The following is a 12,302-nucleotide window of genomic DNA, read 5'->3' as shown; positions in this document are numbered from 1 at the left end:
GATAATGATGCGCACAAAAAAAGACGAGCAATGCTCGTCTTTTTTTTAATTCGTTTTCGACCACTGAGCTTTACCATATTTTATTCATCATAGTTTTAATGGTAATGAGTGCTCTCTATCACAAAGTGACAATTGAATATTCTAAATTGTGATCTTAACAAAACTCTTAGTGGGGTTTATTTGATACTTTATCGTCATTCTGAGAATTAAGTATTATTTAGCTAACTAGCTTTGTTTCATGATGAAACAGAGGCAAAAACTAGTAGCCTTTGCCAAAAAGAGTTAATTATGAAAATTCAAATTATTGTTGCTTTAATGTTCTTTGCTGTATTTGCTGCGCTACTACCAGGTACCCATTACATTTATGTGGCTAATGCCGATTATTATATGGGGCAATTTGTGACTGTTGCGGCAGTATTATTAATGTGGGGCAGTTTAGCTGCTGGTTTTGTGAGTCTTTTCTTCCACAAAATTAAAAAACTTTATCAATCTATCTAAAGTTAATAGCTATTTCTGTAGCTGAATATAGGCGCTCCCTCTAAAGGGGCGTGTTCAGTTATGACCCTCAAAGTCACCTTAATTATAGGTGGCTTTGTTATTTTTAGTGTTTGTCTAATTTAGTGTGTGGCTAGTTCAATCATAAAACGGCTTCCTTTGCCGGGAGTGCTTTTAATATCAATACGGCACTTTAGGAGTCCAAGCAATTGGCGCACTATGGCTAAACCAACACCCAACTGTGGCAATGTTTGATTGGGCTCAAATGATAACTGCTGCATGGATAATTGTTTTAAGGCTTCGACTTCATGCTTATGCATGCCTGCGCCAGTATCTTTAACGGCTAACCAGCTTTGACCATTTAAGCTTTCGCTGTATACCTTGATGGTGCCACCTTTTGGGGTGTATCTCAGGGCATTATCTACAAGATTATTTAATATTCGACGCATTAATTGTGGGTCGGTATACACTTGCAGCTCATCGGCAATATTAAAGTCTAAGAGTATTCCAAGTTTTTGCGCTCTGGGTGCAAAAGTTTGTTTTAAATCCAGTAATACCTCTCGCAAATTAATTTGACTTATTTGGGCACTGATTTGACCATTTTCCAGTGCTGCTAATTCAAGTAATTGTGCCAGTAACTGCTGTAAGTTTTGCCCTGAATTAGCGGCGTACTCAATTAATTCTGGTTGGCGCTCTGCTGGCGGTAATAGTAGCCAGGTATCGATATATCCCAGCAAAGAGGTGAGTGGGGTTTTTAAGTCATGGGACAAATGCAGTAAGAAGTCATGTTTGGCTTGTTGTTGGCGTTTGACTTGTTGGTGTTGTTGGCTGATTTTATGCAGTAAATGATTAATATTGTCACTGAGGACTCTGATTTCTTCGCTGCCATTGTAACGGTTAGGCAAAGCCAGTGTGCCGCTTAATGGCGAATCTTTTAATTGGTTGAGATCGCTAGCTAATTTTTTAATTGGTTGGGTAAAAAAGCCCAGCAATAGCACAAATAACATCAGTGCAAAAATAATCCAAAAGCCAATGGTAGCGCCCCAAAGCTTGGGCTGATTTTCTGAGTTTATTAGTGCTTGCCAGCTATCATAATCTTCGCCGCCGATGATGACATATAAGTATCCACTGTGAAGCCCGTCAGTAGTGATGAGCGGGCTGACGGAAAAGATTTTTTCTGTTTTTTTTGAGCGGGGATCTGTGCCTAAAATCGGTAGGTCTCGACCTGCAATAAATTGCTTTATCTTGGCTAAATTTACTCGAGTGGTTTTGATTTTCTCTTCTTTGGCATCGTAAGCAATGACACGACCTTGTGGATCTAAGGTATAAATTTCAAAACTTGGGCCCAGCAGCATAAAGTCGTGAAATGCTTCTTTTAGCGCTGCATCTGAGGTAATCCCTTGTGACAATAACGGATTAATGTGCGCCATATGTTCAGCAAGTTGTAAGTGTAATGATTGCTGAATTTGATTACGGCTAAATTCATGGTTGAGTTGTAACCATTGCCACAGGGCTACAAAAAGTAGCAACACCATTAAAGTGGCAGATAAGAATAGTCGGTTAAATAAGCGGTTCATTAGAGACCCATATACACTTTAAAAATAACATGCTTAAAACGAATATCAGCTAAGTTGCTGATGGTGGAGAGAACTTATAGCCTACACCCCAAACGGTTTTGACTAATTCTGGATGCCCAGGGCTGTGGGCGAGTTTATTGCGTAAGCGATTAATGTGACTGTTAATCGTATGCTCATAACCGTCATAGTTGTAACCCCACACTGCCTCTAATAATTGCATTCGGCTAAATACTTGTAGTGGATGCTTGGCCATAAACAGCAACAGATCAAATTCTCTAGCGGTTAATTCCAACGGGCAGTCATTGGTAATGACCTCACGGGTTGCTGCGTTAATGGTAACGCCATTAAACTGCAGTTGCTCAGAGCTGATTTGTTGAGTTTTACTACGCCTAAGCATGGCTTTTACTCGCGCTCGTAGCTCCAGCACACTAAAGGGTTTGACTAAGTAATCATCAGCACCGGCTTCAAGGCCCAATACAATATCGGCTTCTGAATCTTTGGCAGTTAGCATCATCACAGCAACCGAGTTGTCAGCTTCACGAAGTTGCTGGCACAACATAATGCCATCGCCATCTGGTAGCATACGGTCCATCAAAATCAAATCTATTACACTAGATTTAATGATGTTAAGCGCTTGGCTTAATGTGGTGGCATGAAACACCTCATAATTTAGTGCGGTTAGATTTAGCATGATGAGCCTTGCCAAATCTTGCTCATCTTCAACCAACAAAATATGTGGCTTGATTTGGTGCTGATGGTGCTTATTAGAATCATTCATCCAGAATTTCCCATTTCAGGTCCTTATCCAGCAGACCTGAGATGGGCGGATAAACTTTCAGCTTGTTTGGTTTTTAATCATAAAGGCTGATGCTTGCTATTGTGTGCGGCTGATTGATATGGCTATTGCCGGATTATCAAAACGGTGTGATGGCGTTAGGACTGAGTCCATTAAACCGTCATACATGGTGATCACGCCTGGATGAATATGAACAAAATCAACATCATCACGGGTTTCATTAAACCCCTCTCCGCCATCAGCAGGTCCGGGCATGGTACCTTTTTCTTCTGTATTAGCTTCAGTGCCAGCGTCGTAAACCATGCCTTTCATAGCGACCATAGTGTCGACTGCTAACATCGAAATGTCGTAACTGTTTAATCCAGTAAAGGCATCGTTGGTGTTTACCAGCATGGTTGCTACGGTAAGGTTGGCAACATCGGCTTCATCTAAAGTAATTGTGATGGTTTCTGACATGCCTGGCATCAATATACCAGCGCCACTGGCCGTAACCTCGATACCCTCAATAGCCGCTACATCACTTGAATCGCCGCCTTCAGCAATTTTCTCTAGGGCGACATTTGCGCTTTCGCCTGCTTGCCATAACATCACATCATTGCTATGAACGGCAATTGCAATCGGTGACATGGGTTGATTAGCCGTTAAGTTTGTCACTGTGACGCTATAGGTTTGCATTACCGTATCGGGCGTTGGGGTTGGAGTCGGCTCAGGAGACGGTGAGTTGTTATTGTCTGAACAGCCACTTAAGCCCAGCACAGCAATTAATGCTGCAGCACTCAGGCTATATTTATTGATATTTTTGATTGGATATTTCATCACATGCCCCTTATTTAACGGTAACAACAACTTTCGCAACAGGGTTTAACCAGCGATGAATTCGGCTGTCTAAATCACTGGCGCCGCCGGCTGGATCAGTATCACCAAGCACACCTGGGTGAGTGTGGACATAACCATTAGTAGCGCCATCCATAACACCAGTACCATTCATACCTCCGTCACCACCTGGCGCTGCTGGAATACCTGCAACGCCGGACATTCCGCCGCCATTAATCACTTCATCATTGGCTTCAGTACCCGCATCATAGGCGTTTACATAAACTGTGTAAGTACCCGCCTCAGTCGGGATCTCCCAGCCATCTAACCCCATAAAGGCATCATTGGTTGGTAGTACCATAGCAACGATAGAAAGGTGCGTCATTTCCATTGAATCAAGCATGACATCACTGACATTAGCACCGGGGGCTAATAAACCCATGGCTGGGTTGGTAACAGTCACGCCACCTGCGCCCATAACTGCGGCATCTAAATCAGCAATATCACCGCCCTCGGCCATTTTTTGTAATGCTGGTGTAGCCATTTCGCCTACTTGGAATAGGTGACTGTCAGCATCGTGTGCTGCAATAAACAATGGCGTGAAGTGATTACCGTGGGTTAGGTTAACAACACTGATTTCAACTTCAGCAGCATTAGCTGACATACTGAACAGGCCAGCGGCGATGAGTCCACAAGTCAGTAAGCTTGCTTTTTGTGCGATAGGTTTTAATACAGATGATTTCATAACGGAGCTCCTTTTGTTTAATTGCAATCGATTCTGCCAAAGGGATCTCACTGTGTTATCGCCAAATTATCACAAAAGTTTAACATCGTTATTTTTGCTAAATAATTGTGCTATCTTGGCGATATATTAAGACAACCTGGAGTCAATATAATAATGATAAGAAGCTTAACTCCTGATGATTTTCAACAAGTTATTGAACTCGGAAACTTGGTTCATGGTGAAGGGTATTTAAATCTATCTTCGCTTGAAAAAATTTATCGAATGGGTATAAAAAATAATATCAATGCTCACTTCATCGCAGAAAGTGAACAATTATCACCAACTAAAAATACCCATAATTCGACGGCTAATATTGTCGGTTTTAGGCTGACTTATGCCGCTGGGAAGTGGCCAGTTGATCAATGGTGTACTCCTGAAAAGTGGCCTGTTACTGCTGAAAATATGTGTTATTTCAAATGTAATACAGTAGCAGAAGCATATCGCGGTCAGGGGATTGGTTCTAAATTACTGCAAGCGTCTATTGCGGCTGTTAAGCAACAGGGCGCCAAAGCGGGGGTGAGTCACTTATGGCAACAAAGCCCAAATAACTCGGCGGTAGGTTACTTTACTCATGCTGGTGGGCAATTAATTAAACAACATCCGAGCCGTTGGAACCAAAAAGTAGACGGTAGCGATTATCTTTGTGTGCTTTGCGGCGATGATTGCCACTGCACAGCTTGTGAAATGGTGATTGAATTTAGCTAACCATTTATAGAGAGACGTTATCAAAAGGCTTTATTGCAGATTTTAGTGCCCGCATTTGCACTCATATAACCAAAATAAAAAGAGCCGCTGCTATGTATGATCCTTTAATAACCCCGAATGCTGCTTCACAACCACTGGCCAATAGCTATTGGGCAAGTACCCAAGCTTTGCCGCCACGCTTACCTCACCTAAGTGGTCATCAGCAAACGGATGTCGCGATAATTGGCGGCGGTTATACAGGATTACTGACGGCATATTATCTCGCCAGTAAATACCATATAGATTGCCATGTATTAGAGGCAAACCAAGTGGGTTTTGGTGCCAGCGCCCGTAATGCAGGTTTTGTATTAAAGGGCTCGGGCAGGTTGGGCTATGCCGCTATGGCAAAACGTTGGGATTTAGCCACCACTAAAGCCATTTATGGCGAGTTTAGCCAAGCTGTCGAGCGCGTTGAATCACTAATTCATAAATACAATATAGAGTGTGATCCGCAGGAGAAAGGCTACTTAAAGGTGGCGCATAACCCTAAGGCGTTGCAGCAGCTTAAAACAGCCGCTGACTTTATTCAGCAGCATTTAATACCTTCACCATTAGACAGTAAATCACCCTCGTCAGCAGGCTCTACAAATATGGATCAGCATGCGCAATTTATTAATGCTGCAGACTTTCGCCGAGATTATTTAAATCATCACCAAGCCTATGGCGCACTGCGATTAAGTGATGGCTTTGGGGTAAACCCGCTAAAGTTATTGCTGGGCTATAAATCAATGGTTGAGCATCAAGGTGTCACCCTATCTGAAAGCTCATGCGTGCTTGACTGGATCGAGGAAAATGGCAAGCACCGTCTGTTCACTGAGCATGGTGAGTTAAGCGCAAATAAAGTGATAGTGGCCGCCAATGGCTATACGCCCAAAGCGTTTAATCACCGCATTGATGAAAAGTTTTTGCCAATACTCAGTAATATTATCGTCACTGAGCCACTTAGTGCTGATGAGCTGCAAGCCGCTGGTCTATTTAGCCATCAAGTAACCATGGACACCCGCATTTTAAAATATTACTTCAGGTTACTGCCTGATAATCGATTACTGTTTGGCGGCCGCGGCGCTGTGTGGGGGAAAGACGCTGCAGATCCGATTTATGGTCAGCGACTCAAGCTGGCCATGAATAAATGCTTTCCTGCATTAGCGACTAAAAAAGTGGCCTATAACTGGACGGGCTGGATAGCGGCATCAATGGATGATATGCCCCATGTAGTTGAGAAAAACGGCGTGGGTTACAGCTTAGGTTATTGCGGCGCTGGGGTGTCTTTTAGTGCACAAGCGGCTTTTCGATTAGCCCAAAGTATTGCCGGTGAAACACCAACTGAAATTGCTAATTTACCACTTTATCAAAACCCATTACCCCGTTTGCCCTTTGCTAAAGCAAGGCGAATAGGGCAATGGGGTTACTATCATTATGGCTGGTTGAAAGACCGTTTTGGATAACAGCTTATATAGTCATTTATATAGTCACTTATATAGCAGCAGGCTAAGTCCGTATTTTTGAAATTTATAAACCTTCTGTGAGTTGCAGTGATTCATCTAGCGGTTGTATTTTGATATTGAAATACGCATAGGATGCACTGATGAATGGGCAAACTAGGTTAAAGATTGCATAAGGCAAATAAGCAATGGTTGCTACGCCTAAGGTACTGGCCATGAAAGCGCCGCAGGTATTCCACGGGATAAGTGGGCTAGTTACTGTAGCTGAATCTTCTAGAGTACGGCTTAGATTAACTGGCGCCAACTTGCGTTTTTGATATTCAATTTTTAGCATTCTACCGGGCAGTACAATGGCAATATATTGATCGGCAGTAATAATATTTGCGCCGATACAAACTCCCAAAGTGGTGATAATTAAGCTGCTAGTCCCCGTCACTAAACTTAAGATACTTTCCAGTAAGCGCGATAATGATCCTGTCACTTCCATCACGCCGCCAAATGTCATGGCGCAGAGGATTAACCAAACCGTGGTGACCATGCTGCTCATGCCGCCGCGGCTTAATAAGTTATCTAAAACCGTGTCACCTGTGGTGGCCACATAACCATCAAACATCGCAATCCAAATACCTTTAATGAGTGCTACTATCGGTAATAAGTTGTCCTCATTAACGTAGCTGACCACATTATCAAATTGGAAAATCGCCGCACAAATAGCCCCAGCAATCGTCCCTAGAATTACGGTAGGAAAGGCTGGCATTTTTTTGTTAGCAAAAAATAACACCACTAATAAAGGAATAAGCAGATGCAGGCCAGGTTGATAAGTTGCTTCGAGGAGCAACAGGGTGCTATCAAGATCTGAATTGAAGCTAGCAACATCGGCTGATAGCCCTAAAACGGTGAAGACTATTAGCGCAATGATAATGCTGGGGACGGTAGTCCAAGTCATATATTTGATGTGGCTAAAAATATCAGCGCCAGCAACAGCGGGGGCGAGATTAGTAGTATCTGAAAGCGGTGACATTTTATCGCCAAAATAGGCGCCACTAATAATCGCACCTGCGGTGATATTAATATCTAATCCCATAGCGGATGCAATACCAATTAAGGCAATACCGAGCGTGCCCGCTACAGTCCAAGAGCTACCAATACTGATAGCCACCACAGCACATAAAATACAACTAGCGGCATAAAAGTATTGTGGATGCAGGATCTGCATACCGTAATAAATCATTGTCGGCACAGTACCCGCAAGTATCCAAGTACCGATAAGCGAGCCCACGGTAAATAGAATTAACAAGGCGCCAGTGGCAACACCAATACTTTTAATGATGCCGCGCTCCATTTCATTCCAGCTATAACCATTTTTATAACCGATAAGAATGGCAATACAGGCCGCTAGGATGAGGGCAATTTGATTTGCACCAGAAGAACTATCTGAAGAGAAAAGATACACCGCAGTGCCTAGCATTGCGATGAGGGCAAAGACGGGTGCAAGGGCATCGAGCAAACTGGGCTGTTTGTGTTTGTTTAGCTTTTGCTTATCAGACATTGAGTGATCTCTATTATTATTTTTTTGGGGTGTGATGAGATTTTTTATATTTATGCTGGCTGTTGCGCTGTCAGTATTATTTGTTATTAACTTGTGACAGGGTGACATCCTGCCATAGGTCTAAGGGGTAAGTCGATGTTTTATGGCAATGACCAGCAGTGATAAAAAATGTGGCTCTTTGGAGCTGATGAGGCGATTGTGACTATTAAGTTAACTCAGTAAAATAGCTATTCGCTTAGGCTAATAAAAGTGAATAACTATGTAAAATTTATAATGTAGTTATTATCGAAACCTTAGCCTTTGTTTGAATAAATAGTCTTTGTATGAATAAATTTTTATCATTCTTACAAATACTTGTATGTGTATTTTTGCTTATATCCTAGACTGTATTATTGAGAGCTTAGAGTTCAGTTTCAGCACTATTTCAGCACTATTTCATCATCAGTAAGAGAGTTAATGCCATGTCCGCAGCGGAAAAATCATCTCGTAAGTTAAGTTTTTATATTATCGGCGTGATCCTGTTTGTGTGGTTGTATAGCCTATGGGCCGATAGAGTCACCCCTATGACAGGCGATGCGAGAGTCCATTCCTATTTGGTGAGAGTTGCCAGCCAAGTGGCTGGTAATATCGTTGATGTTAATGTCAAAAATAACCAAGTGGTAGAAGCGGGTGAGGTGCTGTTTAAAATCGACCCACGCAACTATCAAATTGCCTTACAGTCAGCCCAAGCTAACCTTGCTATCACAGGGCAAAGTATTGGCGCCAATACTGCAGCAGTTGAAGTTGCTCAAGCGAATGTGATTGATGCGTTAGCAGCCCGCAATAACGCCAAAGAGCAAGCGGTAAGGATCACCGAGTTAGCAGCGCAGGGGGTATTAAGCCAATCTGATTTAGACAATGCCATTGAGTCTCGAGATCGAACCCAAGCCAGTTATAGCGCCGCAGAAGCCTCATTAGTACAAGCCAAACAAAATTTAGGCCCACAGGGTGAAAATAACCCGCAGTTATTGGCGGCCATGGCCAACCTTGAGCAAGCGCAGCTAGACTTACAGCGCACCGAAGTGATTGCGCCTTCACAAGGTGTCGTGACCAATTTACAACTTACTCTAGGGCAAAGAGCCACGGTTGGCACGCCGATGCTGACCTTTATTGATCCCCGCGGTATTTGGATTTCAGCACTGGTTAGAGAAAACTCTCTAGAGCATATTCGTGAGGGGCAACGAGTTGAAATTGTGCTCGATGCACTGCCAGGGAGGGTGTTGAATGGCAAAGTCGATAGCATAGGTTGGGGGACTGGTGGCAGTAATAATATTGACCAAGCAACAGGCTTTTTAACCGCAGATACCACTTCGTTAAATGCCCAGCGTTATCCGGTTAACATTGTTTTTGAAAACGATGATATACCGCAAAACATTCGTTATGGCTCCCAAGCTACCGTTGCCTTTTTTACAGAGCAAAGCAGCTTTGGCGAATGGTTAGCTAAAATTTGGATCCGAGTTGTGAGCGTGTGGACCTATGTTTCGTAATGCGGTGAATCCGATCATCAGGCTGGTATTTTTCCCGGTCTTTTTGCTGTTTTATTTGCAATACTCTGGGGCGGCTATGCCTATTTTAGCGCCGATGTTTGTGGTGATATTTTTAACCATCATGCCATCAAAGCCGCCTATGAGTATGTTACTTAAACTGCTTATCATATTATTCTTTCTTAGCTTTATATTGGTGTTTCTTGCTGGGGTGTTAAAAGACACTCCCACAGGTTATGCGCTATTTTGCTGGGGATTATTTTTTTGGTGCTTTTACCGCAGTCATCACGATCCTAAAGATATGCTTGCCACCTTAGCCTTAATGGTGGTGATTATCATGACAGTGATGAATTTCCAAATGGGTGCGCCAGTGGACGTGTTACCTTGGTTGATGTTTGAAGCCTTTTTAATTGCCATCGTTATCACCTACATCAGTTTTTTATTATTCCCAGGTGATGAGCAAGATATTTTAATGGATGAAACCGTTAAAGAAGGGGCGCAAACTAACATTGGGCTTATCATGTTTAAAGCCACCGCCATGTGTATTACGCTGGTGGTACTTATCAGTATTGGCAGTACGCAAACCATGCTGATTGCCATCACCATTGGCAGTTTGATTAAAATTCCTATCGCGAATGATCATCGTATTTATAGCCAGAATAAAATTGTCACCACCGCCACTGGGATCTTATTTACCTTACCTGTGATGCTACTGTTTGCCTTTGGGGTTTCAACTTGGATGTTAATTGGGGTGACGTTATTTTGCGGGCTGCAGTTAGCTTGCTTTGGCATTCGTCGACAATGTCGCTTTAGTATTTACCAGTTATTGTTTACTAATTTTATCGTATTAACGTATCAAATCATTAAGCACCAAGCGGCAGATTCACTGTCGTCTGAATTTACCCGTTTAATCTCGATTGTTATTGCCATACTGGTTGGGGTGTTGATTTTGAATTTAAGCAAACACTCGGCGGTGCCTTTAGTAAAGGAAGATAAATAGTTTAATAAGCTCCTAATACTTTAATGGAATTGAATTTTGAACGCTAAAACAAAAATCCCTGTGACTTTTGGCATTAGTTGCCATCACAGGGATTTTTTTAATTCAGCATTAGGCTAAAAAAATTAACCTTTATCTTGCTCACGTGCGATAGCGCGGTAGGCAATATCAGTGCGGAAGTAGACGTCATCCCAGTGGATAGCATCGACTAGCTTGTATGCGCTAGCTTGTGCTTCTGTCACAGTGTTACCTAGTGCTGTGGCACATAATACGCGGCCGCCTGCAGTGACAACATGGCCGTCTTTCATGGCGGTGCCAGCGTGGAATACTTTGGCGTTGTTATCACCTAATGATAAACCGTCAATCACGTCAGCTTTACGGTAAGCATCTGGGTAACCGCCTGCTGCAAGTACAACACCGACTGCTGCGCGTGAATCAAATTCAGCAGTCACTTTATCTAACTCACCCCGGGTAGCGGCTAGACAAAGCTCAACTAAGTCTGATTGCAGACGCATCATGATTGGCTGCGTTTCTGGGTCGCCAAAGCGGCAGTTGTACTCAAGTACTTTTGCGCTGCCATCTGGAGAAATCATTAAGCCTGCGTATAAGAAGCCGGTGTAAACATTGCCTTCTGCTGCCATGCCGTCGACCGTTGGGCGGATAACATTAGCAATGGTCCAGTCGTGAACAACTTGGGTCACTACTGGTGCAGGTGAATATGCACCCATGCCGCCAGTGTTAGGGCCGTTATCGCCGTTATCACGGGCTTTATGGTCTTGGCTGGTGGCCATTGCTAAAATGTTTTTACCATCTACCATTACGATAAAGCTGGCTTCTTCACCTTTTAAAAATTCTTCGATAACAACCCGTGAACCTGCTTCACCAAACTTGTTACCTGCTAGCATGTCTTCGATTGCGGCGTCAGCTTCAGTTTGGTCTGCCGCGATAATCACGCCTTTACCCGCTGCTAAGCCGTCAGCTTTAATCACCACAGGGAAACCTGTTTTGTTGGTTAACTCAACTGAGTAAGCTTTTGCTGCTTCAATTTCAGTGAAGTTTGAGTAGTCAGCTGTTGGGATGTTATGACGTGCTAAAAAGTCTTTAGTGAAGGCTTTTGAAGACTCAAGCTGTGCAGCGCCTTGAGTTGGACCAAAGATAGGCAAACCTGCTTCGTTAAAGGCATCCACTACGCCAAGTGCTAATGGTACTTCTGGGCCAACAATGGTGAGTTCAATTTTATTATCTTGAGCAAATTTAACCAGCTCTGAAATTGCTTCAACCTTAATGTCGATGTTTTCTAGTTTTGGCTCTAAGGCTGTACCAGCATTACCTGGTGCAACAAATACTGTGTCAACTTGTGGTGATTGTGCTGCTTTCCAAGCTAACGCATGTTCGCGTCCGCCGCCACCAATAACAAATACTTGCATCTTTTAATCCTCTTATAGCTGCGCCATGGTCTCAATTTCTGCTTCAAACATGCTCACTTATGCTTATAAGCTCCGCGTGTTTTCATTGAACTTGAAACAATGGCTTGCTCTAATATGATAAAAACTAAATTATAAAACACCAATGACTTAAGTTA

Annotated in this window: 11 protein-coding genes; 5 read left to right on the top strand and 6 right to left on the bottom strand. The window is 43.0% G+C overall.

Annotated elements, in window-relative coordinates; all coding sequences use genetic code 11:
• Window positions 1-288 precede the first annotated feature (288 nt).
• Window positions 289-498: a hypothetical protein gene (locus Q4591_RS08345; protein WP_102476021.1), complete on the top strand. Its 210-nt coding sequence runs from the start codon at window positions 289-291 to the stop codon at window positions 496-498.
• Between the two features lie 119 nt (window positions 499-617).
• On the opposite strand, the gene Q4591_RS08340 is transcribed toward Q4591_RS08345, so the two are convergent.
• From Q4591_RS08340 to Q4591_RS08325, 4 genes are all read right to left on the bottom strand, one after another.
• Complete coding sequence (locus Q4591_RS08340) at window positions 618-2,072, bottom strand: HAMP domain-containing sensor histidine kinase (RefSeq protein WP_102519942.1); 1,455 nt, start codon at window positions 2,070-2,072, stop codon at window positions 618-620.
• Window positions 2,073-2,121: 49 nt separating this feature from the next.
• On the bottom strand, window positions 2,122-2,850 hold the full coding sequence (locus Q4591_RS08335; RefSeq protein WP_102436956.1) for a response regulator transcription factor: 729 nt from the start codon (window positions 2,848-2,850) through the stop codon (window positions 2,122-2,124).
• Between the two features lie 96 nt (window positions 2,851-2,946).
• Window positions 2,947-3,684: a spondin domain-containing protein gene (locus tag Q4591_RS08330; protein WP_303460478.1), complete on the bottom strand. Its 738-nt coding sequence runs from the start codon at window positions 3,682-3,684 to the stop codon at window positions 2,947-2,949.
• A 10-nt stretch (window positions 3,685-3,694) separates the two neighbouring features.
• A complete protein-coding gene (locus tag Q4591_RS08325) occupies window positions 3,695-4,345 on the bottom strand; it encodes a spondin domain-containing protein (protein ID WP_303460549.1) in 651 nt (216 codons plus the stop codon).
• 234 nt (window positions 4,346-4,579) lie between these two features.
• Between Q4591_RS08325 and Q4591_RS08320 the strand changes: the two genes are divergently transcribed.
• Window positions 4,580-5,170: a GNAT family N-acetyltransferase gene (locus tag Q4591_RS08320; RefSeq protein WP_102436952.1), complete on the top strand. Its 591-nt coding sequence runs from the start codon at window positions 4,580-4,582 to the stop codon at window positions 5,168-5,170.
• A gap of 92 nt (window positions 5,171-5,262) precedes the next feature.
• On the top strand, window positions 5,263-6,654 hold the full coding sequence (locus Q4591_RS08315; protein ID WP_303460476.1) for an FAD-binding oxidoreductase: 1,392 nt from the start codon (window positions 5,263-5,265) through the stop codon (window positions 6,652-6,654).
• 64 nt (window positions 6,655-6,718) lie between these two features.
• On the opposite strand, the gene nhaC is transcribed toward Q4591_RS08315, so the two are convergent.
• Entirely contained in the window at window positions 6,719-8,200 is a 1,482-nt protein-coding gene (nhaC, locus tag Q4591_RS08310; protein ID WP_303460475.1) for a Na+/H+ antiporter NhaC, read from the bottom strand.
• A 461-nt stretch (window positions 8,201-8,661) separates the two neighbouring features.
• On the opposite strand from nhaC, the gene Q4591_RS08305 reads away from it, so the two are divergent.
• Together Q4591_RS08305 and Q4591_RS08300 are read left to right on the top strand one after the other, a co-directional pair.
• Complete coding sequence (locus Q4591_RS08305) at window positions 8,662-9,726, top strand: HlyD family secretion protein (protein ID WP_303460474.1); 1,065 nt, start codon at window positions 8,662-8,664, stop codon at window positions 9,724-9,726.
• Window positions 9,716-10,723: a DUF2955 domain-containing protein gene (locus Q4591_RS08300; protein WP_102476017.1), complete on the top strand. Its 1,008-nt coding sequence runs from the start codon at window positions 9,716-9,718 to the stop codon at window positions 10,721-10,723. Before Q4591_RS08305 ends, Q4591_RS08300 begins: the two co-directional genes overlap by 11 nt.
• 122 nt (window positions 10,724-10,845) lie before the next feature.
• On the opposite strand, the gene purD is transcribed toward Q4591_RS08300, so the two are convergent.
• Entirely contained in the window at window positions 10,846-12,147 is a 1,302-nt protein-coding gene (gene purD / locus Q4591_RS08295) for a phosphoribosylamine--glycine ligase (protein WP_102436942.1), read from the bottom strand.
• Window positions 12,148-12,302 lie beyond the last annotated feature (155 nt).

This window comes from Shewanella sp. 3_MG-2023, assembly GCF_030548765.1.
In the GTDB taxonomy this organism is placed as follows: domain Bacteria; phylum Pseudomonadota; class Gammaproteobacteria; order Enterobacterales; family Shewanellaceae; genus Shewanella.
The sequence above is the reverse complement of the archived record's forward strand: the minus strand, read 5'-3'. Positions and strand labels throughout refer to the sequence as shown.